Source organism: Marinifilum sp., assembly GCF_965230805.1.
Lineage (GTDB): Bacteria > Bacteroidota > Bacteroidia > Bacteroidales > Marinifilaceae > Marinifilum.
Map to the genome: position 1 here is coordinate 2964482 of NZ_OZ246019.1, position 25474 is coordinate 2989955.

The window sequence follows — 25474 nt, forward strand, 5'->3', positions numbered from 1 at the left end:
CGGTCCCGGAATACCCCATTGTAATTTTCCAGGCACCCCATTCCGGAGCCGGAAAACCCTTCTGAATTTCTCCGATACACGTTTCCGGCGTCGGAATATCATGTCGGATTTCTCAGATGCGCATTTTAGATACCGGAAACATGTGTCTGGAAATCGTAGGCTTGATAGATTAATGAGAATAAAGAGCCTCACTAAAAAGTAAAGCTCTTCATAATTATCAGATTATTTATTCTTCAATTGTTGTTAATTCCTGATATTTGGTTGGAGTCAATCCCAACAGGCTCAACAAGTGCTCATCTTCGTTGATGGTCATATTGTCAACAGTAAGCAATTTATCTCCAAAGAAAATTGAATTTGCCCCGGCAAGGAAACAAAGAGCTTGTCCTTCCTGGCTGTAATGTGTTCTACCTGCTGCAAAGGCAACAACAGTTTTAGGCATTAAAATACGAGCTGTTGCAATGGCACGAACCATTTCGAAAATACCAATGGTTTCCTTTCCATAAAATGGAGTTCCTTCAACCGGTACCAATGAGTTCAATGGAACATTATACGGATGATGTACCTGGTTGGCCAAAGTTCGAAGCATTTCAATGCGATCTTCGTCGTTTTCACCCATACCTAAAATTCCACCAGAGCAATATTGAATTCCTGCTTCCTGAAGGTTTGCAAGAGTTTCCAATCTTTCAGAATAAGTACGTGTTGTTGTGATATTAGGATAGTGTCTTTCCGAAGTGTCGATATTGTGATTTACGGCGGTGATTCCTAGTTCAGCTAATTTTTGAGCTTTTTCTTTATTGATCATCCCCATGGTACAACAAACTTCCAGTCCCATTTTTTTCACTTCGGTAATCATTTCCGCAATCTCATCGAAACGGTCATCGCGGTTTCCATCTCTACCAGCTGAACTTAAACATACACGCTTAACACCATTTTCTTTGGCAAACCTGGCTTCTTCCAAAACTTTCTCAAGGCTAAGTTTTTGTGGTTTTACGTGGGTGTTGTACCTGGCTGATTGTGCACAGTATTTGCAATCTTGCGAACATGCTCCGGTACGAACCGAAATCAGCGTATTCATATTCATTTTCGATGGATCGTGATATTTTCTGTGAAGATTCGAAGCACGATTCACCAAATCAAGCAATGGTAAGTTGAAAATTTCTTTAACCTCTTCGTGAGTCCAGTTGTTTCTAATGTCAGTCATAATAAGATTTTTCTAGTCGTTTAATTTTTAGGATAGGATAAAACTTGAGCAGAAAGAATCTTATTCGACATTATGCCGGACCCTTTCCCATTGGTGATTTTTTTACTTTCGTTTTGTATCACCAGCATTTCGATGATTTCGGATGCTATAAGATCCGGATCATCCATTTCATTTTTATCCCGTCCGCTTTCTGGTAAAAAACAGAATCCCGAAAAGCCAGATTCTTTCGATGGCATCAGTAAGTTGTAACTTGCATTCATGGTGGAAATTTTTATTTCCTGATTCATACTTGCAAATACAGCATATGATTTTCTGCTCCATCGTCTGAATACCTGCAAATTCGATCTTTGTTTACCGATTTTTTGTACAGACGTCATCATTTCAATTTTTTGTTTGAAGATAGCAAGCTAAGATTAAATGATTGAAGAAAGCAAGATAGCTAATTCGGAGTCAAAAGTATTATTTTTTTCTTTTCGAACTTGATTTTGCAAGATGTAAGTAGAGGTGTTACAGGCTTGGTCAGTAAAATCAAAACCTCTCGGTAGAATTAATGCTTTTATAAGCAATCAACATATCGTAATTCAGAGCAATATCATGATAGTAAACATAGATTACATAGTCGTTTTCGGTTTCCCAATGATTGCCCTCAATATAAGATGTATCAGGAATCTTTGTATTGTGGTCAACCAAGGCAAACTGGTAATTGTAATAACCTTGTTTCATAAAAATTGTGGCAACATAAGCACCCTTCTCATAGTCGTAGTGCATTTTATTTCGCTCATTGCATTGCCAGTTGTTGAAATTACCATGTACATAAAAGTCACCATGCCTTAGTTCATTATCCATAGGCAAAGTAAAATTGATATATGCATAGTCTGCTTCAGTTTCGGGAGTATCACGCTCTTGAACTTCAATAAGGTAATTCCCATTAATATCCTGTTCGAAGATATATTGCTTAAAGTGGCGGTTGTTGCCTGGCGACAGTAGCACCAATGAGGTATCCATTTCTCTGGTAATTTCTCTGATGAATCTGGTTTGATATCTTAAACTTTTTAAATCAAAATGGCGGAATTCATTACCACCTGCAAATATGTTTTCCTCCTCGTAATCAAAAACCAATTCGTTTTTACGAATAAAAATGGGTTTTAATTTTTTCTCCGTGCCGTCCAATCTATTGTTTTGTGTTAGAACTACAGTAAGATCAAGTTGAGGGTTATCAATCTTGAAATTTGGGTGAAAAATGCTAAAATCCACTTCTTGATGAGAATCTCTTTTGTCAATTGAAACAGGATGTTTTACAATTCCTTGAATATCAACTTTGAGTCTAATATCATGAATCGCTGACGAATAACGACCTTTTCAGGATCAAAATCTTCGTAAACCTCAATCACGTAATTGCCGGATAGTTTTAAGCTGATATCATCATTGGGGATTTTAACACTATAGTGGATATAATTAACATTTGTATTAAAAGAGTGTTCGTACTCTGTAATTTGGTTTTCCGAAAAACCTTCAAGAAAATCGAACTCGCTAAGGCCTGAATTGTACCAATTTTTATCACAATGTAGAATTCGATAGGAGTAATCTTGAATATTTTCTTTAATTTCGTCAAAAGAAAAAAGGAGCTGATTATCTCCTTTTAATTGGATAACTGGTTCTGCAAGTTCCCAACCAATAGGAAACATCTGAACAGTATTAATGCTGTTTTTCTTTATTTCATTGCGATATATAAATCCAGAATCAAGATCGGAAGCCTTACAATTTACTGAAATTAAGATGGAAAAGGAGATAATGGATATCAAGAAAATTTTACGCATATTGATATGTATATATATTGGTTAAAAATAGACCAAAAACTTATATTTTAAGAATTTGCTTTATATATTTGTGAGCGAATTTTTTACATGTATTAAAAAACATGTATCCGATCGTTTTAGAACACATTCATGCAATTTGTTCTGTTATGAATTGGAGTATTAATTATTTATTTTTGACGCAAATTAATAAAATCAAATAGTTTAACATGTCTGAAGTTAAAAAGATCAAAAAAGGCTTAGATATTAAGCTGATGGGAAAGGCTGAAAAAGTACTTGAAAAATCTGATCGTTCTGAGACATATGCAATTAAACCTACCGATTTTCCCGGATTAACACCAAAATTAAAAGTTAAGGTGGATGCTGAAGTAAAGGCTGGAACTCCTTTATTCTTCGATAAGTATTGCCCTGAAATTAATTTTGCATCTCCGGTTAGTGGTAAAGTAGTTGCTATCAATCGAGGAGAACGAAGAAAGATTTTAGAAGTGGTTGTTCAAGCCAACGCAGAAATCCAATACGAAGAGTTTAAGAAAGCTGATCCTACTGGTCTTTCGCGCAATGAAGTTAAGGAAGAAATCCTTAAAAGTGGTCTTTGGGCCTTTATTCGTCAACGTCCTTACGACGTAATAGCAAAACCAGAAGAAACGCCTAAAGCAATCTTCATTTCTGCTTTCGATTCAGCACCTTTAGCGGCAGATGTTGATTTTCTTTTAGAAGGAGATGCAGAGGCATTCCAGATTGGTATTGATGCACTCCGCAAGCTTACCGAAGGAAAGGTTCATTTGAATATCAATCCGAATCTGAATCAGGCAAAAATATTTACAGAAGTTAAGAATGCTATCGTAAATCAATTTACAGGAGTTCACCCATCAGGTAATGTAGGCGTTCAAATCCATCATGTCGATCCGATTAACAAAGGAGAAGTTGCTTGGGTTGTTCGTCCGCAAGAAGTTGTTTTCATTGGTCGTTTGTTTCAGAAGGGGATTTATGATGTAAGTCGTAAAGTAGCTCTTTGTGGTTCCGAAGTTAAAACACCATGCTATTTCGAAAGTATAGCCGGATCTTCTGTTCGAAATATCTTAAAAGGAAAACTGAAAGATGATGAGAAGATTCGTGTAATTTCAGGTAATGTATTAACAGGGAAACAAATTCCGGAGGATGGTTTCATTAGTATGTACGATTCACAAATTACAGTGATTCCCGAAGGAGATAAGCATGAATTCTTAGGTTGGGCTATGCCTGGCTTCAACAAATTCTCTATGTCAAAAGCCTTTTTCTCATGGTTAAGTCCTAATAAGGAGTATCGTTTGGATGCTAATCTGCATGGAGAGCATCGTGCTTACGTTGTTTCCGGAGAGTATGAGAAAGTTCTTCCTATGGATGTATTGCCTGTTCACTTGATCAAATCAATCTTGGTTGAAGATATCGATCAAATGGAGCAATTGGGGATTTATGAAGTTGCACCTGAAGATTTTGCTTTATGCGAATTCGTTTGTACATCAAAAATTGATGTTCAGGATATCGTCCGTAAGGGAATTGATCTGATGATTAAAGAAATGAGCTAAAAATAGTTAGTACTTAAAGTCCATAAAGTTAAAAAGGAATAATTAATTCATAACTTTCAATTTTAGGCACTTCAAGTATTTAAAACTTAAAAATACAATGAAAGCACTTAGAAAATTTCTTGATAAAAAGAAACCTTTATTTGAAAAAGGGGGTAAGTTGGAAAAGTTGGCGTCTACTTTCGACGCTTTTGAGACTTTCTTATTTGTTCCTGATCATACTTCCAAAACAGGTACACACATCAAAGATGCTATTGATTTGAAGCGCACGATGTCTGTGGTTGTTATGGCTTTAATACCTTCCTTGTTGTTTGGTATGTACAACATAGGATACCAACACTTCTTATCTGTTGGTCAAACTACTGATCTAACTGAGATATTCGTATATGGTTTAATCAAAGTATTACCAATCGTGGTGGTATCATACGTAGTTGGTTTGGGAATCGAGTTTGCATTTGCGCAAATGAGAGGACATGCTGTAAACGAGGGATTCCTGGTTTCCGGTATGTTAATTCCTTTGGTTATGCCAATTGAAGCTCCGCTTTGGATGGTAGCTGTATCAACTGCCTTTGCAGTAGTTGTTGGAAAAGAAGTATTTGGCGGAACTGGAATGAATATTTGGAACCCGGCTTTGGTTGCACGTGCATTCTTCTTCTTTGCCTATCCGTCTAAAATGTCGGGTGACGCAGTTTGGATAGCTGAAAAAGCAGATACTTTTTCTGGGGCAACACCACTGGCTCATGCTGCGTCTTTGGTTGATACCAATGGTGATGTTGCAAAATCAATCTTTGAACAACATCTAAGCAATGCTTGGGACATGTTTGTGGGATTTATCCCTGGATCGATTGGAGAAACATCCACTCTTGCAATATTGATTGGTGCAGTTATTCTGATTGCTACTGGCATCGGAAGTTGGAGAATCATGTTATCGGTATTTGTTGGAGGTTACGCTATGGGAGCTATCTTCAACCTAATTGGTGCAAACCCATATATGGAATTAGTTCCTGCTTGGCAGCACTTAATTATGGGGGGATTTGCATTTGGTGCCGTATTTATGGCCACTGATCCTGTATCAGCAACTCAAACTACACGTGGTAAATACATTTATGGTTTCTTAATTGGATTTCTGGCTGTATTAATTCGTGTTGTAAATGCAGGTTTCCCAGAAGCCATGATGTTGGTAATTCTTTTCATGAACACTTTTGCCCCATTGATCGATCACTATGTTGTTCAAGGCAATGTGAAGAGAAGATTGAAACGAGTAAAGGTGAAAGCTTAATCAAATAATCAAACTAAGACATGAATACGAATAGTAATAAATATACTTTCCTTTATGCTTCTGTAATGGTGCTGATTGTAGCAGCTGTATTGTCTTTTACTGCCTTGCAATTAAAGCCACGTCAGAATAAAAACAAGGAAATTGAGAAAAAACAGGACATATTAAAAGCTGTGGGTATTACTTCAACTCCTGGTGATGCAGAAAAGTTGTATGATCAGTACATTGTTAAAGCTTTTACTGTTGGAGCAGAAGGTAAGGTGAAATCAGAAGACAAAGAGGAAGCCTTTAAGATAGATTTGAAAAAAGAAAGTAGTAAAGATCTTAACAAGAGAAATTTACCTGTTTTTGTTTTCAATAAAGAAGGTGTTGGTGAAAAAATGATCTTACCAGTAAGAGGTAAAGGAATGTGGGGGCCAATCTGGGGATACATTTCAATGGAAAAAGATGGAAATACCATTTTCGGGGCCACTTTTGCTCATAAAAGTGAAACACCAGGTTTAGGTGCAGAAATTGCTACCGATGAATTCCAGAATCAATTTGTTGGAAAACAAATTTTCGATGAGGTTGGCAAATTTACCTCTATCGTAATGGTAAAAGGTACGGCTAGTGGAAATCTCCATCAGTTCGATGCAGTATCGGGTGGTACTGTTACTTCTAAGGGGTTCGAAACCATGCTTCGTGATAACCTTAGTAGTTATGAAAAGTTTTTAAAATCTTCAAAATAAGTACGAGATGAGCGATAAAGAACCATTATTCTCGGCTAAAAACCGAAAATTGCTAACCAATCCATTGGGTAGTGATAATCCTATTACTGTGCAGGTATTGGGTATTTGCTCGGCCTTGGCAGTAACTGCAAAATTGGAACCAGCTATTGTTCTTTCCATTTCAGTTATGGCTGTATTGGCACTTGCTAATGTTATAGTTTCAATACTTAGAAATACAATCCCATCACGAATTAGAATAATTGTGCAATTGGTTGTGGTTGCTGCTTTGGTAATCCTTGTTGACCAGATATTGAAAGCCTTTGCCTATGATGTAAGCAAACAACTATCGGTATTTGTTGGGCTGATAATTACTAACTGTATTATTATGGGACGTTTAGAGGCATTTGCTTTAGGTAATAAGCCTTGGCCAGCATTCCTTGATGGAATAGGAAATGCTGCCGGCTATGGTATTATTCTGGTAATTGTAGCCTTTTTCCGTGAATTACTTGGATCGGGAACCCTTTATGGTTTTCATGTGATCCCGCAAGCAGTTTATGATATGGGTTACGAGAACAACGGATTAATGATTCTACCTCCAATGGCATTGGTGGTTGTAGGTATCATTATTTGGGTACAAAGATCTAAGGATAAGTCCTTAATTGAGTCGAACTAATCTAAAGAAAACTGAAACATGGAAAATCTGATTAATATATTTATCAAGTCGATCTTCATCGACAACATGGTATTCGCATATTTCTTTGGGATGTGTTCATACCTTGCGGTATCAAAAACCGTTAAAACTTCTATGGGATTAGGTTTGGCAGTAATATTCGTATTGGGTATTACAGTTCCTATGAACTACATGCTAAACAAATACATATTGGCTGAAGGAGCTCTGGTGTGGTTAGATCCTTCTATGGCAGATGTTGATTTAAGTTTCTTAAGCTTTATCATGTTTATTGCTGTAATTGCTTCTATGGTGCAGTTGGTAGAGATGATCGTTGAGAAATTTGCACCTACATTGTATTCTTCACTTGGTATTTTTCTACCATTGATTGCTGTAAACTGTGCAATTTTAGGTGGGTCACTATTTATGCAGGAAAGAGATTACTCCTCTTTGGCAGAAGCGACTTCTTTCGGTTTAGGATCTGGAATTGGGTGGTTACTTGCGATTGTAGGTATTGCAGCGATTCGCGAAAAAATACGTTACTCTAATGTTCCTGCTCCATTAAGAGGATTGGGGATTACATTTATTGTAACAGGATTAATGGGAATCGCCTTTATGAGCTTCATGGGTATCAAACTCTAAGCTTTAAATTAATTATTAATTATTAATGATGAATTAAGAATTAAAAGGAGTAAAATAAATTATTCATTCAAAATTTATAACTCTTCATTCATAATTCGAAATTAGAATAGAGATGATATTATTAACAACACAGGGAACAGTGATTGCCACAAGTATTGTTATTTTCTTGCTTGTGATACTGGTACTGGTTTCTATCCTATTGTATGCAAAGAAGAAACTTACTCCATCAGGAGAAGTTACAATTGATATTAATGAAGGAGACCTAAAATTGGTTGTTGAACCAGGGAATACTCTTTTGGGTACCTTAGGAGAGGAAAAAATCTTTTTACCATCTGCTTGTGGTGGAGGCGGTACTTGTGCAATGTGTAAGTGCCAGGTGCACGATGGAGCTGGATCAATTTTACCAACCGAAACAGGATATTTTACTCGTAAAGAAGCTCAAAGTGATTGGCGTTTGGCTTGTCAGGTTAAGGTAAAAGAGGATATGACCATGTCGATTCCTCAGGAAATTATGGGAATCAAGAAATGGGAGTGTGAAGTGGTTTCGAACCACAATGTGGCTACTTTCATTAAGGAGTTCGTGGTAAAACTTCCCGAAGGAGAAATTCTTGACTTTAAATCAGGGGGATACATTCAGATTGATGTACCTAAGGTTGATGTTGATTTTAAGGATATGGATATCGAAGAAGATTACAAAGGAGATTGGGAACAATTTAAGATGTTCGATCTTAAAATGAAAAACCCGGAGCCTACCTACCGTGCGTACTCAATGGCTAACCATCCGGCCGAGGGTAATATTGTGATGTTGAACATCCGTATTGCTACTCCTCCATGGGATAGAGTAAACAATAGTTGGATGAATGTAAATCCAGGGATCTGTTCTTCTTTCATTTTCTCTCGTAAGCCAGGTGATAAAGTAACTGTATCGGGTCCTTATGGAGAATTCTTTATCAAGGAAACAAACAACGAAATGATGTTTATTGGTGGTGGTGCTGGTATGGCTCCAATGCGTTCACATATCTTCCATTTGTTCCACACCGTAAAAACAGGTCGTAAAGCTACTTTCTGGTATGGAGCACGTTCCTTAAAAGAGGTGTTCTATGCAGATCAGTTCGACGCTATCGCTGCCGATTTCCCTAACTTTGAATGGCATTTGGCACTTTCTGAGCCATTACCTGAAGATAATTGGGAAGGACCAACTGGTTTTATTCACCAGGTGATTTACGATAAATACCTAAGTAATCATGAGGAGCCGGAAGATATAGAATACTATTTGTGTGGACCTCCAATGATGAATTCAGCTGTTCAAAATATGCTTTATGAATTAGGAGTGCCAGATGAAATGGTAGATTTCGACGACTTTGGATCGTAATAATAAAAAGTAAGCCTCGAATTTTCGAGGCTTGCTTATTTTTTGGACTCTTTGTAAATTCGAGAATTCGTAATATCATAATTTTCTATCATGAAAAAGTTTAAATTGCTAATCCTTTTGATGGCAGGATTCGTACTGTTTTCTTGTCAACCTAAAGCTAAATATCATTTCAACGAAGGAAAAGTGTTTGGAACATTTTATCACTTCGTATATCAATATTCGAATGACAAAGGACTTCAGACTGAAATTCTCAAACTGTTAAAGGAGTTCGATAACTCATTGTCAACCTATAATCCTGAGTCGGTAATTTCCAAGGTGAATGAAAACGATTCTTCAGTGGTTTTGGATGATTATTTTATCAACTGTTTTAAGACCAGTGAACAAATCGCAAAAATCACAGGCGGAGCATTTGATTGGACTGTAGCTCCTCTTGTAAACGCTTGGGGATTTGGGTTCAAAAATAAGCTCGAACCTGAGGATATACCAGTTGATAGTTTATTGAAAATAGTAGGATATCAAAAGGTGAAATTAGAGTCAGGGAAAGTGATAAAAGATGATCCTAAAATCATGTTCGATGCCAGTGCTATTGCAAAGGGATATGGAGTAGATATAGTTGCCGATTATTTGGAATCACAAGGGATTGTTAATTATATGGTTGAAATTGGAGGCGAGATTAGGGCGAAAGGCAATAGCAATAAAAAAAGGCCATGGCGAGTAGGAATTGATAAACCTATTGATGACCCATCTATTTTATCCAGACAAATACAAGATGTTCTTGAATTAGAGAATGGGGCTTTAGCAACATCAGGCAATTATCGCCAGTTCTACATTAAAGATGGAAAAAAATATGCTCATACCATTGATCCACGAGTTGGATATCCTGTGCAGCACAGCTTACTATCTGCATCGGTTGTGGCGCCAAACTGTATGAAAGCCGATGCTTATGCCACTGCATTTATGGTGCTAGGACTCAAAAAAAGCATTGAGATTGTTCAAGATGATCCCGAATTGGAAGCTTATTTCATCTTCACAGATAAAATGGGAAGCTTGCAAACATTTACTACAGAAAGTTTAAAAGGAAAGATTCTCGATTAAGATGATTTATAGCTAAATGTGAAGCTTAAATATTTTTTAGGTAGGATTTACGGGTAAATTCGATTAGCAAACTTTGTAAATGCAATAAGTTAATGGTTCTCTGGTATAATTGTTTGAAAAGTAGTTGTTATGAAAAAGAACTGGTATAATGCAAAGAGAGTAAAACAGAAAATTATATCGGTATCATTTTGTTTCGCATGATTCTACTTCATAATCATTGCAGACACACGAACCGCAACTACTTCCTGTAAATTTTGCTTTCTTATCGAACAGGAGTTTTATTCCAAATCCAATAAAAGCCAAAACAAGTAAAAATGCTGCGAGTAACAATATTTTAAAGAATACACCCATAAGTGTCTATTTTTTATATTTAAAACGCAAACATTAACGGACTTGTTCTGATACAACCCATATTTAAGATTTTTTAACTTTTATACCACCATTAAGTTCAGGCTGTGCCAGTATTATGATAAACCATAGCTTTAGTTACGGCGATATTCTTTAAGAACAATCAACTCAAAAGAATGAGACTTATTTTATGGTAATACCAGTAGTATTATAAGCTTTCCATTTCCTTATCCAGAAGACTTAAATTCTTATGTAATTTGGCATTTTTTGCTTTTTCCTGCTCTATTTTGTGTTGGGATGTGGCACAATTGATTCCTCGTTTTTTTAACTCTTCGTTTCTTCCAATATGGAGTTCAGGGAACCTTCCATTCTTTTTAATTAAGATTGAAATTGCAAAACCAATAAACGCAATTACAAGTATGATAATAGTTAATAGTAAAACCTTTACAATCATTCGAATAATTCTTAAAAATTATTGGCAAAGATATCATTTCAAGATTGTAAAGCCAAATCAAACAGGAATAAAAGGTCTGAAATACTTAGAGTGATCTTTCTAATTTAGAATAATTCTCACTAAATTTGGTCTTATAAAAAACAGGAAAATTCTGTTAAATAAAAACAAACCTACTTATGGATTCTGAAATACAAGGAGGAATTGTTTCGAATTCAGAAAATTAAAAAATATGTCAGAAACATTAAAAGAAAATATGGAAGCAAATGACGGTAACCTTTCTTACGAAGATTTTACTTCCGAAGTCCTTGAAGATTACCGCATCGCAAATATAAGCCGACAGTTAAGTATTTTTGGCCGAAAGGAAGTTTTAACGGGAAAGGCCAAATTTGGAATTTTTGGTGATGGCAAAGAGATTGCACAGATAGCAATGGCCAAATCATTCAGAAATGGCGATTGGCGGTCGGGATATTACAGAGATCAAACTTTTATGCTTGCAGCTGGCATGTTAACTCCCGAAGAGTTTTTTGCTCAATTGTTCGGAGAAACACAATTGGATAAAAATCCAGCCAATGGAGGACGTTTAATGAATAACCATTATGCCTCAAGAAGTTTGAATGAAGATGGTTCTTGGAAAGATTTGATCAGGCAAAAGAATTCATCTGCCGATATATCACCTACTGCAGGTCAAATGCCAAGATTGCTTGGCTTGGCTTATGCTTCTAAACTGTTCAGAGAAAATAAAGATCTGCATCAGTTTACCGATTTCTCTATAAAAGGTAATGAGGTGGCTTTTGGTACAATCGGAGATTCAAGTACATCCGAAGGACATTTTTGGGAAACCATTAATGCAGCAGGGGTATTAAAAGTTCCGATGGCAATGAGTGTTTGGGATGATGGCTGGGGAATCTCTGTTCCAAACAAATATCAGACGACCAAACAAAACATTTCTGAAGTATTAAAAGGTTTTGAGCAGGATGAAAATGGAGATGGTTATCTGATTTACAAAGCGAAGGGCTGGGATTATCCTGCCCTATGCAAAATGTATGCTGGGGGAGTTGAACTCTGTCGTCGGCATCATACGCCTGTGTTGTTCCACGTTACTGAAATGACTCAACCTTTAGGACATTCCACTTCGGGTTCACACGAAAGATATAAATCAAATGAACGTTTGCAATGGGAGAAAGACTTTGATCCCATTAAAAAGATGAGAGAATGGATTTTATCAATGGACTTGATTGATGCGGAAAAATTGGATCAGATAGAGAAGGAATCAATAGTATTGGTAAAAAAAGCGCGTCAAGAAGCATGGAAAAATTATATTCATCCGATTAATAAAGAACGTAATAAGTTGATTCAAATGATTGAGAATTCGGCTTGTAACTGCAAGAAAACAGATAGAATTGATAATATCACTTCAGGTTTGAACAAAATCATTCACCCGGTAAGGAAAGATAATGTAAGTGCGGCGAAAAAAATCTTAAGACATATTTGTTCTAATTGCGATAGCTTTAAACCTCTAAAATCTCAATTACGCGAATGGTTAAAACATACCATTGAGGAGAATGAAAAAAGATATAGCAGTCATTTATATAGCGAGACAGAAAAGGGAGTTTGTAAAATAGAATCCATTGAACCAATTTATGGTGAAAATTCAAAAACTGTAAATGGTAGAGAAGTATTGCGTGATAATTTTGATAAATTATTTACGAAATACCCTTTGCTTTTAACTTTTGGAGAGGATACCGGATTTATTGGTGGGGTAAACCAAAGTTTGGAAGGTATGCAGGAAAAATTTGGTGAGCTTCGTGTAACGGATACTGGTATACGTGAGGCTACTATTCTAGGTCAAGGTATAGGCCTTGCTTTACGCGGATTGCGCCCAATTGCCGAGATTCAATATTTTGATTATTTGTTGTATGCCCTGCAAACCATAAGTGATGATTTGGCAACCCTGCAATATAGAACCAAGGGAGGTCAAAAATCACCTGTAATTATTCGTACTCGAGGTCACCGACTGGAAGGCATTTGGCACTCAGGATCACCTCTTAGTATGGTCATTAATTCTATTCGTGGAGTACATGTTTGTGTACCTAGAAATATGACTATTGCTGCTGGTTTTTACAATACGCTTCTTGAATCGGATGAACCGGCATTGGTAATCGAGCCTTTAAATGGATATCGTTTAAAAGAAAAAATGCCTGACAATTTAGGTGATTTTAGAACTCCAATGGGCGTTCCAGAAGTTTTATGCGAGGGTTTTGATATTACTTTGGTTACATATGGATCTTGTGTAAGAATTGCTGAAGATGCAGTAAAACAATTGAAAGATTTTGATATTTCTGTTGAACTAATCGATGTTCAAACGTTATTGCCATTTGACATAAACCATACAATTTTAGAATCAGTTAAGAAAACCAATCGAATTGTATTTTTTGATGAGGATGTTCCAGGTGGTGCAACTGCTTTTATGATGCAAAAAGTTTTGGAGAATCAAAAAGCGTATTTCTATTTAGATTCTGAACCTAGATCAATAACAGCAAAAGATCATCGTCCAGCTTACGGAACTGATGGAGATTATTTTTCTAATCCTAATGCTGAGGATGTTTTTGAAGTGATTTACGATGTAATGAGAGAATCAAATCCAGATAAGTTTCCTTCTATTTACTCTGAATAACTGTATTTTATGACAGTATTACCATGAAATAAGTCTTATTTCGATCTGTTTAAAATGTTTCCCATTTGTCAGATGGAAGCCACGAAACCAAAATAATCATTACCATACATATTTAATATTCTTTAATCATGCTCATTACATAGATAAAGTTGTTTTTACATCAAATTCATATTAAAATAAATTTAAGAAATAAAACTTTTTGTAAATTTTTTTTGTTATCAATTCACCCGATTTATGAATTAAATTGTCTTGTTAATGATTGAGAGGTTTTCTTTATGGGTTATTTCTCAATTAGGCTTATTAGTTAGTAATAGTTGGATGCAATGTGGTAATTCTTCTCAACAATTCAAGCAATAAGCATATTATACCTTTATAGGCAATCACTTTTTCAAAAAGTGATTGCTTTTTTGGTTATCAGTAATTTTTTGTGTTGAATTCTTTTAATTGAACTTAGGTTAGTAGTAAAAAAACTTTTCATCAAAATAACTCTTGTTTTAAAAAAAAGATTTTTTAAAATTCTTGTCACCCTTTTTTTATACTTGCCTGTTTTAGTATTGTTCGAGGCAAGAAATAGGGGTCTTGTTAAGAACTTTAAGTTCGTTCGTGTCGACGCAAATGGTAAAGATCTTATAGGGCACAATTCTAAAGGGCTATTTATATAGCGTTAAAACGATCATTCTAATGGGGAGTGATCGTTTTTTATAATAGCCTTTTTGAGTTTTTATTCTATCTGGATCAAGCATGAAGTCGCAGTAACTTTGATCCTTACCTTAAAACGATTAAATATTCTTTTCTTTTTATATTTTTTTCTATAAAATAAAAATAATTGTTACGGTGTACATGCTCATTTCATAATTAAAACTGGTATTATTGCCGTTAAAGAATTGCAATTATGGGAAAATGCAGAATTTGGATAATTAAAGTTACTTCCAGAATCGATTAATATCATATCCAAATGTTAAAAAACGTTAAAAAATGAAAGAAAATTGATTTTTGAGTAACCCGATTAGCTGTTTTAGTGGTCTTATACTTGAAAAACTTTTTAGTTAGTGTTGGTTTGATTCATTGTGGTTAGTGGTTAATTGTCTGAGAGGATAATTTGCAAATCAGCATAAATTTTTTGCCCGGCATTGCACCCCTGTATATGCCGGGTTTTTCTTTATCTCTTTCCAAAATAGGGTAAGATATTCATATGGAATTAAAATACAAGAGCTAATCCTATAAGCAGTAAGAATTAAGCCCAAAAATGGATACTGAGAATAATTGCGTACGAACATGCTCAATGTGTTTACATGAACTAGCTAATAAACTTAGAATTGTAGTATCTGAAATTGGAGGGCAATGATCACTGAGCACAGAACCTGCCAAAATTGCAGAGACCGTAATGCTTTGTGCGTCGATCATTCTTGATGCGGAAAGAATTAAGATTCCCCATGAAGATCCGATTGAAAATGCAATTAAGGCTGATAAAAAGAAAGGGAATGTTGGCAAGAATTGTGGAGGAATTTCAGTGGATATTAAGATTTTTGATATAATAATTGCTGTGAGCAAATCTTTGGTAATGTCGGCTAATGACCATGCAATATTAATATTGTCGTAAGCATGGTTATAAAACTTTGCACCTAGACATAGAATTCTCTAACCGAACTCAGCGAAGAATTAATCAATACAGCGGTCAGAGGAGACCTTAGAAGACCAAAATAAGAATCTAAATCCCCAATAATTTTTGATAGTTTTGTTTCAAATGCCAATGATGAATCGTGCCAAACATCATCATTTCAACCTGTATAAATTAAACCAAAAGTGTACTAAAAATGACTACCATTATAGGAATTCCTCCATACCACATCAACATTGAAAATACGATGATGGACATGTGACCAGAATCTGCTAAAGATCGTATGATGTAGGTATCGGAAATTGCACATATGGCTTTAAAAAATGCAGTAAAGAATAAAATATCCTGATAGCTAAGATGAATAAAGTCCCGAAAAACAACCCCACACACAGGGCAGAAAATACTTCTGTGAATACCAATGCCATTAAAATTGCAATAAGGGGAGGTAGATTGACATCCAAAAATGAAGCGTTTGATTTTGTTTGGAGATACGAATTTGAACACGATCTTGTCCATTGAACACATTTGCAGCAATCAAACAATTGTTCTTCACCGTGCCCCATAATTCCATTTTGTTGATTTTCATTAATATCGAATCATTATTGGTTTGGGTGAATATCAGAGATTATAATTTTTAGGAAGGTCAATTCTGAAGCTTTCAGTGTGCAATTCTCGTTTTTTAGCTTCAGCAAATGCACTTTGTTCAATAAATAGCATGAAGAGCTTTAGTTTCTTATTCATGGTTTTCAATTTGGTTAGGCAGACTTTAATTTAATTATTTTGTTTGCCTTGTACTCATATTTGGTAAGGGCTAATTAGAATTTCAAAGAGGAGAACTCTTTTTTTCTTTGACAAAATTGGTTAATTTGTATTTCAAAACTTAAACTTAATCGAGTGGACAGAACTTCGGATTTATTCAGAATGGAGAATAATAATATTGATCCTGAAAAAGGAAAAATTTTAATTGCTGAACCTTTTTTAGAAGGAAGATATTTTAAACGCTCCATTGTTTTGTTGGCAGAATTGAATGAGGATGGTGCTGTAGGATTTGTTTTGAACAAACCTATAAACTTATCGGTTGATGAGGTTTTGGTTAGTATAGCTCATTTTGATGGAGATGTATTTGTAGGTGGACCTGTTGATACAAATAGAATATACTACATTCACACCTTGCCGGATTTAATTCCCAATAGCATTCACATATTCGATAATCTGTATTGGGGAGGTGATTTTAATGTTTTAAAAGATTTAATAGAACAGAAAAAAGTACTTTCACATCAGGTCAGATTTTTTGCTGGTTATTCAGGTTGGAGTGCAGGTCAGCTGAATGAAGAAATTAATGAAAACTCTTGGTTGGTTAGCCAGATTGATGTAACAAGTATCTTGAGCCTCACTACTGAGAACTTGTGGGAGCAATCGCTAAGAAAGCTTGGTGGCAAATACCGAATGTGGTCTAACTTTCCCGAAAATCCAAGTATGAATTAATTAGAATTTAAAAGTGCTTTGATTGAGTTCTTCGAGCAAGAGCTTAGCTGTTGTGTTAAAATACCTGCGCTCCTTGTATGCAACAACCCATCTTATTCCATTGATGGTATTGCTTAAAAATATCTCATCAGCCTCAAGCAGGTCATTTGCTGTTATTATGCAGTCATCGTAAACGGTTAAGTTTAAATTTAAGGCAGTCTCGATAATTTGTTCACGCATAATTCCACTAACAGCGCCACTTGCAATAGATGGGGTCATTAAAACACCATTTTTAACAATAAACAGGTTTGAGCTGATACTCTCAATAGGATTACCTCTCTCATTTAAGATGAGGCAGTCGTCCAGTAGTCTTTTATTTTTGTAGTTCCCTGCCATGATAAAAAGCAAGGAGTTTCCTGTCTTGAATTGAGAAATTATACCTGAGGATTTTTTACACTCAGGGTAGATATCAATTTTCAATCCTTTTTTGTTTAGAACATACCGATCATTTTCCAATCCTGAGGTTTCAATCAGATATGAAATATTATTGTCGCTTGGCGTATATAAACCACCATCGTTCCTAAAAACACTTAACCTGATCCTAGTTCCTGCAAAAGCTTTGTTTTTGTTAATAAGATAAGTGATGTTTACTTTTAATTTGTTTCTGAATCTCTCAGGTATAATCATTCCGATGGTTTTCATACCCTTAATCAGGCGATCCAAATGTTGATCGAAAAATTGAATTTCGGTACCATTGGAATGAATCGTTTCAAAAAGAGAATCTCCATACCTAAATGCACGATTTTCAGCACCAAATACAGCACTATTTTTAGGAAATAATACTCCATTTAAATTGACATACTTCTTTGTATCCATGCTATAATTCCCCCTTTAAAATTTGATCGCAGTAGACTTCGATATTCTCGTTTGCCTTTACTTTTATTCCTTTAATTCCAGCGGCCTCAGCCGATTGTTTATCTCTTAGGCTATCACCAATCATAAACGATTTATTTGGATCGATATTGTATTCCCTTATGGCATTTTTGATAAAGTAAGGGCTTGGTTTTCTGCATTCGCAAGCAGCAACACTCTCGTGATGAGGGCAGGAGTAGATTTTCTCAATATGTATATTGTTATTTTTTAGAATTGACAAAAGATGTTTATGTACTTTGTTGACATCATCTTCGGTATAAATTCCTTTTGCAACACCACCTTGGTTTGTTACAATAAACAACATGTATCCCGCATTAGAAAACTTTTTAAGCGAGGGAATAATACCTTCATTAATTACAAAGTCTTCTACACGATAAATATAATAATGTCCTACATCGGAATTGATTACTCCATCGCGGTCGAGAAAAATGGCTTTTCGCATGCTTTAAAAATTGATAATCTGCTGCAAAAATAAGGAGAATAATTTGGGATTAATGATTAAAGGAAACAGAAATCCGAACAAAGCACCATAGAAGTGTGCGCTGTGACCGATATTGTCAATATTTTTCTTCCCCATATAGTAGGAATAGTAAAGATATCCGGCAGCAAAAAGGATTCCGGGAATTGGAATTACAAAGAATAAGTAAATGGGTTGTAATGGGGCAAAAAAGATGGTAGCAAACACAACGGCAGAGGTTGCTCCGGAAGCACCAACTGCATTATAATGGTAATGTTCTTTGTGCTTTCTTAAATCGTAAAGAGTTGAAAAAATGATTGCACTAATATATAAGGCAAAAAAATAGATGACACCAGCAGAACCAAAATTGTAACTAAAATAGTATTCAAGTGCATCGCCAAAAAAATACAGTACAATCATGTTCACCAACAGGTGATCCCAATTGGCATGTAAAAAACCGTAGGTAATGATTCTATACCACTGATTTCTTTTGGTAATTTGATAAGCGTTGAATTGATATTTATACAACATATCGTTATTCTGAAATGCTGCTAATGAAACAAGAACTGTAATCGCAATTATTATAATGGTCATGCTTATAATGTTAGAATGCTTCTAATAACTTAACTGTTAAAGCAGGTTTTCCTGCATCGTATCCTCCGGATTTATATTCCACCCTATTGCTGGTAATGCCTTTAGATATAACATATTCAGCAGCCCGAGATGCTCGTTCAAGACTAAGAATTTTATTGTCTTTTCTACCGTTGTCAAAATTTGTAAAACCAATAATTTGTATGGCGATATTAGGATTAACGAGCAATAAATTAGCTAGGTTATCCAATTCTGTGATTGTATTATCGCTAAGTTCTACAGAGTTCTTTTTATATTCAACTCCGAAAAGTTGCATGTTATCATTTTTATTGAACTTTTGCAACTCTATTTGTTCAAATTGATCTCCTTGATAACGATAATTTGAAATTACCTTGGTAAAGTAAGCATCCTGACGGATAATAATATCGTAAGACTGTGAAGGATCTATATCATGAACAAATTCGCCGTAATCGTTGGTTTCGCAATAACTGTCTGTCTTATAGCTGCGACTGATGAGCTCAATGGTAGCATGTTCTAATGCTCTTCCGGAGTACTGATCCATTACCACTCCTTTAAACTTTACCCAAGGAGTGGTTTCCATCGAAATGTTTAATTGCTTTGGTATTGATCCTTTTTGATTAAAATATAGAATTCTTTTTGATTTATAACCTGGTTTGCTTACGATTAAACTGTAATTTTCTCCTTCTAAAACATCAAGCTTAAACATTCCTTTTTCACTGCTTTTTGTAACCTTTTCTTTCGATAGTTTATCCATTAAAACAATTTCAACATCCGAAATGCTTTGTTTTGATTTCAGATCAACAACTCTTCCATGCAATGATTTTACTTTTTCAGGATTTTGCTTGAAAAAGAAAATATCATCGTTGCCACTTCGGTTGGAAGAGAAATACCCCTCTTCTTTGGATCCTTTGAAAATGAGGGCAAAATCATCCTTCTCAGAATTAAAAGGAGGGCCAAGATTTACCGGGAATGTCCAGTGATTTTGTGCAAAAGTAGTTTTGAAAATGTCCAAACCACCAAAACCAATATGTCCATCAGAGGCAAAGTATAAGTAATTGTCATGGCCGATAAAAGGGAACATTTCATTCCCGGATGTATTTACTGTTGGTCCCAGATTGATGGGTTTACTCCATGAAAAACCGAGTTTACGACAAAGGTAAATATCAGTTCCTCCATATCCACCTTTCATGTTTGATATGAAATAAAGTGATCTTCCGTCAGGCGAAATGCTAGGGTGTCCAACGGAATAGGCTCGACCGGAAAATAAAAACAGTTCAGGTTTGTCCCATGATTTTCCATTAAAACGGGAAGTGAAGATATTCAATTCCGACTTTCCTTCCAGATTGAGATTTCCCTTGTTTCTCGTAAAAAATATAAAGTGTTCGTTTGGAGTAAAACAAGCAGGGCCTTCATGATATTTCGTATTAAAAATGTTGCTAAATGGAATTGCTTCCAAAAAACGATCTCTCACACGTTCTGCATAATACAAATCCAGGTAATGTTCTCCTGTTCTGCCATCAATCTGCTTTGAAGTTTTGTTATAACGGCCTGAGACGAAAACAAGCCCATCTTTATAAAGAGCTGAAGCAAAGTCGGATTGAGTAGAATTAATACTAATCGGGTTGACGATAAATTGCTCTTTGTCTTCAAGCTCGTTAATTAAATTGCAGGAGAGAATCAGGTTTTTAATTTTTTGATCTCTTGGTTTAATTTTTGCGTACTTTTTAAACCAATGCTTTGCTTCATCATATTTTCGCATTCTTTTCAAAAGATATGCGTAGTTCAGAAAATCTTTTGAATTGGCGCGTAGATCACTCACCAATTTTTCCATGATATGCAGAGCTTCGGAATCTTTATGGATTTGCACGTAGCATTTGGCTAATTTTCTTTCGGTTTCAATGTCATTATTGCCTTCAAGAAACTTCTGAAAGTAATTTATAGCGTTTGCAAATTCATTATTGTTGAAATGTCGATTTCCTTTCTGAACCAATTGCGATTGTGCAGATAGTGTTATATTTCCTACGATGATTAGAAAAAATGCAAGTAAAATATTTGTTATAGCTTTACTCTTCATAGTACTTAGAAATATCGTGGTGATGTAATTCGGCTCTTTCTTAAGGATAAATTGTAATTTAAAATTATTTCGTGATTTGTATAGCCTTTCGTTCCATAAATTCCGAAATATCTTTCATAAGAATATGAAAATCTAAGCTTTGGACTTAGTTGATATCCTATAATTCCTGCCCAAGAATCATCTGTTCTGTAACCAATACCAGCAGAAACGCCACTATCGTGTTCCACTTCAAAATTTATCATGGCTGCTGTCGATCCGGAATATGAGATAATTACCATTATTGATGGTTTAAACTTTAACTCCTGACTCATTGGAAAACTAGCCCCGGCTCCCAAATAAAAAACAGTATTTTTGAATTTGAATTTCATGTTATCGGAAAATCCTTCAGTTGCTGGTTGATCATTTGAAAGTAATCGTGGAGCAGATAAGCTAAGGTAATATTTGGGAGTATAGTAATAAAATCCAATTCCAAAATTAGGCACCCAGCTTGAGATATCCTGATCAGGAAAAGCCGGATCGTTGGGCGACGGAAAGTTTGGATCATAGGTACTTAATTCGGTCCAGTTAATTTGCTTATTTACGGCACCAGCTTGTATCCCCATCGATAAAATTCCTTCGTAGCTCACCTTTATATGGTAAGCATAGTTTAAAAATATAGCATTGTCTTTTTGTATCCCAAAACGGTTATTGTACACCACCGCTCCCAAGCCAAATTTACTAAAGTTAATAGGAGCTTGAACAGATAGGACTGCCGTTTCCGGAGAACCTTCGATATCTACCCATTGGTTTCGATAGGCAAGAACTGCTTCCATAAAACCAGTGCTTCCGGCGTAAGCAGGATTGTAAAATAATCGATTGTAAGAATAGTTGGAAAATCTGATGTCTTCCTGAGCCTGTGCATAAAATAGCGATAGTAAAAGAAATCCAACTGATATGGCAAGTTTGTAAAGTTGATTCATTCTCAATATTTAACTACAATATAACCACTTTTTACATACTCCTTATCTTTAATAATCAGTTTAAAGAAATAGGTGCCTTTTGGCAGTTTATTCCCAGGTCCGAGCTTTACCCCAGCATTGTTATAGCTACCATCCCAAGCTTCTTGATTGCTGTAGTTTTTCTTTTCAAAAACTTTAGTACCCCAACGAGAGAATACAATAAATTCGTTTTCCGGATAGTTTTCAATACCCTTGATGTAAAATTTGTCGTTAAGATTGTCGTTATTCGGCGAGAATGATGAAGGTATAAATAATTCAACTTGATTCGGATCAAGAACATTTACAACAATTAAAGCCTTACTGCATCTATCTGCCTGATCACATATTTCATAATAGATTGTATCTGTTCCATAACTCATTTCATAAGGGTAATACACCATAAGGGTATTGTCTTCTATTAAATAAGCTTTACCAAATTGATCTGTTTGTCGAAGAATAGATTTCTCTATTTCATCAGATGATGAGAAACTGTCATTCTTAAGAAAATCAATTTCGATGTATACCACTTCGCTTGACGAGCTATGGTTAGTTATCGAAACCGTGTCGTTTTTTGAAACAAGAGGTTGAGTGGTTTGTCCCATGCACAATAAACCTGTACAGAGAACCAATCCGGTTAGTAGTAGTTGAATGGGTAAAAATACTCTCATATTAGGGTTCTGCGTAAATTTAAGTAAACGATGTTGCTAATGGAGAATTTTAAAAATCAATTCTTTTAACAGATCTCCTTGTTTCGTTCCTGCATCACCAAATCCTTTCGACCTTAAATCATATTCCCGCAGCATTTTGATTATAGACACCAATTTTTTGGGGCTGTAATTTCTCGAAGCAAGTTTATAATCTTTAACGAAGTAGGTATTGATTCGCAAGCCCGAAGCAACAACTTTATCGTTCGTTTTATTTTTTAAGAAATAGTACTTTAAAACTTTGGAGAAATACGAGTGTAATAAGGCAATGGTTACAACGATAGGATGATTTTTTTCGTTTGTCTCGAAATAGCTTATGATTTGATTGGCCTTCAAAACATCTTTTTTGCCTAATGCATTTTGCAATTCAAAATTATTATAATCTTTTGATATTCCAATGTTTTTCTCGATATCTTCGGGGGTTATAAGATCGCTATGGGTAATATTTATAGTTAACTTTTCTATCGCATTGGTAATTTTCCCCAAATCATTTCCTAAAAATTCAGCCAACAGAAAAGCTGCTTTGTTATCAATCTGATATTTTAAGTTGGCAGTATACTTTTTAATCCAATCCGGAATCTGATTATCGTAGATTTTTTTTGACTCGAAAAGAATCCCGTTTTTAGCCACTTCTTTGATAAATGTCTTTCTTTTATCAAGCGATTTGTACTTGTAATTGATTACTAAAATAGTAGAATGAAGTGGATTTTTTACATAGGAAGATAGCTGATCAATGTTTTTTATATTCTGAGCCTCGCGAACCACAACAACTTGTTTTTCAGCCATCATAGGAAATCGTCGGGCCGTGGTTACAATTGTTCCGATATTAGTGTCCTTGCCGTATAAGATGCTTTGGTTAAAATCTCTTTCATGTACAGGTAAAGCGTTATGAATAATGAAATCGGTGATTTTATCAATAAAGAAGCTTTCCTCTCCCATTAAAAAATAAACAGGAGCGAATTCCTTTTTCTTAAGGCCTTTAAAAATTTCTTCGTAAGTCATTTTATAATCTTAAAATCTAAGGTGTTTCACCGATTGGCGATTGTGCATAATTTCTTTCAAGGCTTCTATACCAATTTCCAGGTGCTGACTCACGTAACTATCCGTTACCAAAGCATCACTTTTATCTGTTTTAACACCTTCCGAAATCATTGGTTGATCTGAAACCAAGAGCAAAGCTCCAGCCGGAATTGTATTGTAAAAACCAACCGTAAAAATGGTAGCGGTTTCCATATCAATGGCCATTGCCCTTGTTTTGCTCAGGTATTTTTTAAAGCGTTCATCGTATTCCCAAACACGCTTATTGGTTGTAAGTACGGTTCCGGTATAGTAATCTTTGTTGCGATTAGAAATGACTTGAGATACCGCCATTTGCAATGAATATGCGGGTAAAGCGGGAACTTCAGGTGGAAGATAGTCATTTGAAGTACCTTCGCTTCGGATTGCTGCGATGGGTAGGATTAAATCGCCCAATTTATTCTTTCTTTTTAACCCGCCACATTTACCGAGAAATAGTACACCTTTTGGTTTGATGGCACTTAATAAATCAAGAACTGTTGCTGCATTCGGACTCCCCATCCCAAAGTTAATTATCGTAACTCCTTCAGCTGAAGCATTTGGCATTGCTTTATCTTCACCTAAAATCTCACAATTGTGCCATTCTGAGAATAACTCCACATAATGATTAAAATTGGTAAGCAAAATGTATGGGGTAAAATCAATAAGTTCCCGACCAGTATATCTTGTTAGCCAGTTTCTTACAATTTCTTCTTTCGTCTTCATAAATGTGTAGCGGTTTTATAAGGAATATTCTTGTAACTTTAGCCGATGAATAGCTTTTTATGGAAAATTTAAATTTACCAACTTATTCCTTTAAAATAAAATCTGATCTGCAAAGAAAACTAATTTTCGACAGTATCCGAAAGAAGTATGTTGTATTAACTCCTGAAGAGTGGGTGAGGCAGAATTTCATTCGTTTTCTGGTTGAAGAAAAGGGATATCCTGCATCTTTAGTTGCGGTTGAAAAGAAAGTGGATGTAAATCTATTACCTCAGCGCAGCGATATTGTTTTGTATAATTGTAAAGCAAATCCAATTATGATTGTTGAATGCAAGGCAAGCAAGATTAAAATTACTCAGGATGTGTTCAACCAAGTGGCCCGGTATAACATGAAATTAAAGGTGCCTTTTTTAGTGGTAACCAATGGATTAAGACACTTTTGTTGTTATATGGATTATAAGAATAAAAATTTTAAGTTTTTGGAAGATATTCCGGGGTATCCATCGGCTAAAGATTTGTAGTGTTTATTTTCTGAAGCAGATATTCATCCAACCATCCATTTGAGGTTTTAATCCACTCTTTTTTTATCCCGGCAATTACGAATCCTTGATTTTGAAAAAGTTTCAAGCTGATTTCATTCTTTGAGGTGATATTACAATACAGTTGGTGTAGCTGCAACACCCCCAAAGCATAATCACATAAAGTTTCCAAGGCTTCGGTAGCATATCCTTTTTTCTGATGTTCTTTGTCGTTAATAGAGATTCCTACTCCTGCATGTTGATGGAATGGATCAAAATCAAAAAGATCAATCAATCCAACTGGTAAATAATCCTCTTTTTTTTCAATTACCAAACGCAACTGCTTGCTTTCAAAAATATCCAGATGGCTGGTTTCTAGGTATTGTTTTAAAATAAACAGAGAAAACGGTTTCAATGTGTGGCTAACTTCCCAAATATTTGAGTCGTTTTCCCAACTATAAAGTAGCTTTAAATCTGTTGGTTCCAAAGCTCTTAACCGAATATTGCTATTTTCGAGGATTTGCAT

25 protein-coding genes are annotated in these 25474 nt (G+C 35.4%); 10 read left to right on the plus strand and 15 right to left on the minus strand.

All coding sequences use genetic code 11. The annotated features are described in order from the left end of the window. Nucleotides 1–226: 226 nt before the first annotated feature. The 4 genes from bioB to ACO05S_RS12020 all read right to left on the minus strand — a co-directional run bounded on the left by bioB (nt 227) and on the right by ACO05S_RS12020 (nt 3018). The gene (bioB, locus tag ACO05S_RS12005; RefSeq protein ID WP_421918247.1) at nt 227–1201 is read right to left on the minus strand and encodes a biotin synthase BioB; all 975 of its coding nucleotides are present in this window, start codon (nt 1199–1201) and stop codon (nt 227–229) included. A gap of 20 nt (nt 1202–1221) precedes the next feature. Beyond that, nucleotides 1222–1581: a hypothetical protein gene (locus tag ACO05S_RS12010; RefSeq protein ID WP_421918248.1), complete on the minus strand. Its 360-nt coding sequence runs from the start codon at nt 1579–1581 to the stop codon at nt 1222–1224. A 148-nt stretch (nt 1582–1729) separates the two neighbouring features. Beyond that, complete coding sequence (locus ACO05S_RS12015) at nt 1730–2371, minus strand: hypothetical protein (protein WP_421918249.1); 642 nt, start codon at nt 2369–2371, stop codon at nt 1730–1732. A gap of 125 nt (nt 2372–2496) precedes the next feature. Further along, a complete protein-coding gene (locus ACO05S_RS12020) occupies nt 2497–3018 on the minus strand; it encodes a type IX secretion system plug protein domain-containing protein (protein WP_421918250.1) in 522 nt (173 codons plus the stop codon). Nucleotides 3019–3224: 206 nt separating this feature from the next. On the opposite strand from ACO05S_RS12020, the gene ACO05S_RS12025 reads away from it, so the two are divergent. From ACO05S_RS12025 to ACO05S_RS12055, 7 genes are all read left to right on the plus strand, one after another. Beyond that, nucleotides 3225–4580, plus strand: a complete 1356-nt coding sequence (locus ACO05S_RS12025; protein WP_421918251.1) for a Na(+)-translocating NADH-quinone reductase subunit A — start codon at nt 3225–3227, stop codon at nt 4578–4580. A gap of 97 nt (nt 4581–4677) precedes the next feature. Continuing rightward, nucleotides 4678–5856 (plus strand): NADH:ubiquinone reductase (Na(+)-transporting) subunit B, encoded by a 1179-nt coding sequence (locus ACO05S_RS12030; RefSeq protein WP_421918252.1) that lies wholly within the window; start codon nt 4678–4680, stop codon nt 5854–5856. Nucleotides 5857–5876: 20 nt separating this feature from the next. Next, complete coding sequence (nqrC, locus tag ACO05S_RS12035; RefSeq protein ID WP_421918253.1) at nt 5877–6581, plus strand: NADH:ubiquinone reductase (Na(+)-transporting) subunit C; 705 nt, start codon at nt 5877–5879, stop codon at nt 6579–6581. Between the two features lie 7 nt (nt 6582–6588). Continuing rightward, nucleotides 6589–7233: an NADH:ubiquinone reductase (Na(+)-transporting) subunit D gene (locus ACO05S_RS12040; protein ID WP_421918254.1), complete on the plus strand. Its 645-nt coding sequence runs from the start codon at nt 6589–6591 to the stop codon at nt 7231–7233. Nucleotides 7234–7251: 18 nt separating this feature from the next. Further along, nucleotides 7252–7869: an NADH:ubiquinone reductase (Na(+)-transporting) subunit E gene (gene nqrE / locus ACO05S_RS12045; RefSeq protein WP_421918255.1), complete on the plus strand. Its 618-nt coding sequence runs from the start codon at nt 7252–7254 to the stop codon at nt 7867–7869. 112 nt (nt 7870–7981) lie between these two features. Next, on the plus strand, nt 7982–9241 hold the full coding sequence (nqrF, locus tag ACO05S_RS12050) for an NADH:ubiquinone reductase (Na(+)-transporting) subunit F (RefSeq protein ID WP_421918256.1): 1260 nt from the start codon (nt 7982–7984) through the stop codon (nt 9239–9241). Nucleotides 9242–9331: 90 nt separating this feature from the next. After that, the gene (locus tag ACO05S_RS12055) at nt 9332–10336 is read left to right on the plus strand and encodes an FAD:protein FMN transferase (protein WP_421918257.1); all 1005 of its coding nucleotides are present in this window, start codon (nt 9332–9334) and stop codon (nt 10334–10336) included. Nucleotides 10337–10892: 556 nt separating this feature from the next. Here the strand turns inward: ACO05S_RS12055 and ACO05S_RS12060 are convergent. Further along, a complete protein-coding gene (locus ACO05S_RS12060; protein WP_421918258.1) occupies nt 10893–11138 on the minus strand; it encodes a hypothetical protein in 246 nt (81 codons plus the stop codon). 229 nt (nt 11139–11367) lie between these two features. Between ACO05S_RS12060 and ACO05S_RS12065 the strand changes: the two genes are divergently transcribed. Next, a complete protein-coding gene (locus ACO05S_RS12065; RefSeq protein WP_421918259.1) occupies nt 11368–13812 on the plus strand; it encodes an alpha-ketoacid dehydrogenase subunit alpha/beta in 2445 nt (814 codons plus the stop codon). A 1218-nt stretch (nt 13813–15030) separates the two neighbouring features. On the opposite strand, the gene ACO05S_RS12070 is transcribed toward ACO05S_RS12065, so the two are convergent. Then, the gene (locus tag ACO05S_RS12070; RefSeq protein WP_421918260.1) at nt 15031–15363 is read right to left on the minus strand and encodes a Na+/H+ antiporter NhaC family protein; all 333 of its coding nucleotides are present in this window, start codon (nt 15361–15363) and stop codon (nt 15031–15033) included. A gap of 961 nt (nt 15364–16324) precedes the next feature. On the opposite strand from ACO05S_RS12070, the gene ACO05S_RS12075 reads away from it, so the two are divergent. Next, nucleotides 16325–16915 carry a YqgE/AlgH family protein gene (locus ACO05S_RS12075; RefSeq protein WP_421918261.1) on the plus strand — a complete coding sequence of 197 codons (591 nt, stop codon included), beginning with the start codon at nt 16325–16327 and terminating at the stop codon, nt 16913–16915. On the opposite strand, the gene ACO05S_RS12080 is transcribed toward ACO05S_RS12075, so the two are convergent. From ACO05S_RS12080 to ACO05S_RS12115, 8 genes are read right to left on the minus strand one after another with little or no spacing between them, the layout of a single operon-like run. Continuing rightward, nucleotides 16916–17770: an aminotransferase class IV gene (locus ACO05S_RS12080; RefSeq protein WP_421918262.1), complete on the minus strand. Its 855-nt coding sequence runs from the start codon at nt 17768–17770 to the stop codon at nt 16916–16918. A 1-nt stretch (nt 17771) separates the two neighbouring features. Beyond that, entirely contained in the window at nt 17772–18269 is a 498-nt protein-coding gene (locus tag ACO05S_RS12085) for a D-glycero-alpha-D-manno-heptose-1,7-bisphosphate 7-phosphatase (protein ID WP_421918263.1), read from the minus strand. 3 nt (nt 18270–18272) lie between these two features. After that, complete coding sequence (locus ACO05S_RS12090; protein ID WP_421918264.1) at nt 18273–18878, minus strand: rhomboid family intramembrane serine protease; 606 nt, start codon at nt 18876–18878, stop codon at nt 18273–18275. A gap of 10 nt (nt 18879–18888) precedes the next feature. Beyond that, entirely contained in the window at nt 18889–20970 is a 2082-nt protein-coding gene (locus ACO05S_RS12095; RefSeq protein ID WP_421918265.1) for an OmpA family protein, read from the minus strand. A gap of 5 nt (nt 20971–20975) precedes the next feature. Then, on the minus strand, nt 20976–21929 hold the full coding sequence (locus tag ACO05S_RS12100) for a type IX secretion system membrane protein PorP/SprF (protein WP_421918266.1): 954 nt from the start codon (nt 21927–21929) through the stop codon (nt 20976–20978). Nucleotides 21930–21931: 2 nt separating this feature from the next. Continuing rightward, nucleotides 21932–22615: a gliding motility-associated C-terminal domain-containing protein gene (locus tag ACO05S_RS12105; protein ID WP_421918267.1), complete on the minus strand. Its 684-nt coding sequence runs from the start codon at nt 22613–22615 to the stop codon at nt 21932–21934. Between the two features lie 36 nt (nt 22616–22651). Then, nucleotides 22652–23653 (minus strand): DNA polymerase III subunit delta, encoded by a 1002-nt coding sequence (holA, locus tag ACO05S_RS12110; RefSeq protein WP_421918268.1) that lies wholly within the window; start codon nt 23651–23653, stop codon nt 22652–22654. Nucleotides 23654–23662: 9 nt separating this feature from the next. Next, a complete protein-coding gene (locus ACO05S_RS12115; protein ID WP_421918269.1) occupies nt 23663–24433 on the minus strand; it encodes an AMP nucleosidase in 771 nt (256 codons plus the stop codon). A gap of 59 nt (nt 24434–24492) precedes the next feature. On the opposite strand from ACO05S_RS12115, the gene ACO05S_RS12120 reads away from it, so the two are divergent. After that, complete coding sequence (locus tag ACO05S_RS12120; protein WP_421918270.1) at nt 24493–24951, plus strand: type I restriction enzyme HsdR N-terminal domain-containing protein; 459 nt, start codon at nt 24493–24495, stop codon at nt 24949–24951. Here ACO05S_RS12120 and ACO05S_RS12125 read toward each other — a convergent pair. Beyond that, nucleotides 24938–25474 (minus strand): GNAT family N-acetyltransferase, encoded by a 537-nt coding sequence (locus tag ACO05S_RS12125; RefSeq protein ID WP_421918271.1) that lies wholly within the window; start codon nt 25472–25474, stop codon nt 24938–24940. The genes ACO05S_RS12120 and ACO05S_RS12125 overlap by 14 nt on opposite strands.

What these genes read in the sequence shown, in the direction of transcription:
- bioB (WP_421918247.1), bottom strand. Translation starts at nt 1,201, where the DNA reads ATGACTGACATTAGAAACAACTGGACTCACGAAGAGGTTAAAGAAATT.
- ACO05S_RS12010 (WP_421918248.1), bottom strand. Translation starts at nt 1,581, where the DNA reads ATGATGACGTCTGTACAAAAAATCGGTAAACAAAGATCGAATTTGCAG.
- ACO05S_RS12020 (WP_421918250.1), bottom strand. Translation starts at nt 3,018, where the DNA reads ATGCGTAAAATTTTCTTGATATCCATTATCTCCTTTTCCATCTTAATT.
- ACO05S_RS12025 (WP_421918251.1), top strand. Translation starts at nt 3,225, where the DNA reads ATGTCTGAAGTTAAAAAGATCAAAAAAGGCTTAGATATTAAGCTGATG.
- ACO05S_RS12030 (WP_421918252.1), top strand. Translation starts at nt 4,678, where the DNA reads ATGAAAGCACTTAGAAAATTTCTTGATAAAAAGAAACCTTTATTTGAA.
- nqrC (WP_421918253.1), top strand. Translation starts at nt 5,877, where the DNA reads ATGAATACGAATAGTAATAAATATACTTTCCTTTATGCTTCTGTAATG.
- ACO05S_RS12040 (WP_421918254.1), top strand. Translation starts at nt 6,589, where the DNA reads ATGAGCGATAAAGAACCATTATTCTCGGCTAAAAACCGAAAATTGCTA.
- nqrE (WP_421918255.1), top strand. Translation starts at nt 7,252, where the DNA reads ATGGAAAATCTGATTAATATATTTATCAAGTCGATCTTCATCGACAAC.
- nqrF (WP_421918256.1), top strand. Translation starts at nt 7,982, where the DNA reads ATGATATTATTAACAACACAGGGAACAGTGATTGCCACAAGTATTGTT.
- ACO05S_RS12055 (WP_421918257.1), top strand. Translation starts at nt 9,332, where the DNA reads ATGAAAAAGTTTAAATTGCTAATCCTTTTGATGGCAGGATTCGTACTG.
- ACO05S_RS12060 (WP_421918258.1), bottom strand. Translation starts at nt 11,138, where the DNA reads ATGATTGTAAAGGTTTTACTATTAACTATTATCATACTTGTAATTGCG.
- ACO05S_RS12065 (WP_421918259.1), top strand. Translation starts at nt 11,368, where the DNA reads ATGTCAGAAACATTAAAAGAAAATATGGAAGCAAATGACGGTAACCTT.
- ACO05S_RS12080 (WP_421918262.1), bottom strand. Translation starts at nt 17,770, where the DNA reads ATGGATACAAAGAAGTATGTCAATTTAAATGGAGTATTATTTCCTAAA.
- ACO05S_RS12085 (WP_421918263.1), bottom strand. Translation starts at nt 18,269, where the DNA reads ATGCGAAAAGCCATTTTTCTCGACCGCGATGGAGTAATCAATTCCGAT.
- ACO05S_RS12090 (WP_421918264.1), bottom strand. Translation starts at nt 18,878, where the DNA reads ATGACCATTATAATAATTGCGATTACAGTTCTTGTTTCATTAGCAGCA.
- ACO05S_RS12095 (WP_421918265.1), bottom strand. Translation starts at nt 20,970, where the DNA reads ATGAAGAGTAAAGCTATAACAAATATTTTACTTGCATTTTTTCTAATC.
- ACO05S_RS12100 (WP_421918266.1), bottom strand. Translation starts at nt 21,929, where the DNA reads ATGAATCAACTTTACAAACTTGCCATATCAGTTGGATTTCTTTTACTA.
- ACO05S_RS12105 (WP_421918267.1), bottom strand. Translation starts at nt 22,615, where the DNA reads ATGAGAGTATTTTTACCCATTCAACTACTACTAACCGGATTGGTTCTC.
- holA (WP_421918268.1), bottom strand. Translation starts at nt 23,653, where the DNA reads ATGACTTACGAAGAAATTTTTAAAGGCCTTAAGAAAAAGGAATTCGCT.
- ACO05S_RS12115 (WP_421918269.1), bottom strand. Translation starts at nt 24,433, where the DNA reads ATGAAGACGAAAGAAGAAATTGTAAGAAACTGGCTAACAAGATATACT.
- ACO05S_RS12120 (WP_421918270.1), top strand. Translation starts at nt 24,493, where the DNA reads ATGGAAAATTTAAATTTACCAACTTATTCCTTTAAAATAAAATCTGAT.
- ACO05S_RS12125 (WP_421918271.1), bottom strand. Translation starts at nt 25,474, where the DNA reads ATGCAAATCCTCGAAAATAGCAATATTCGGTTAAGAGCTTTGGAACCA.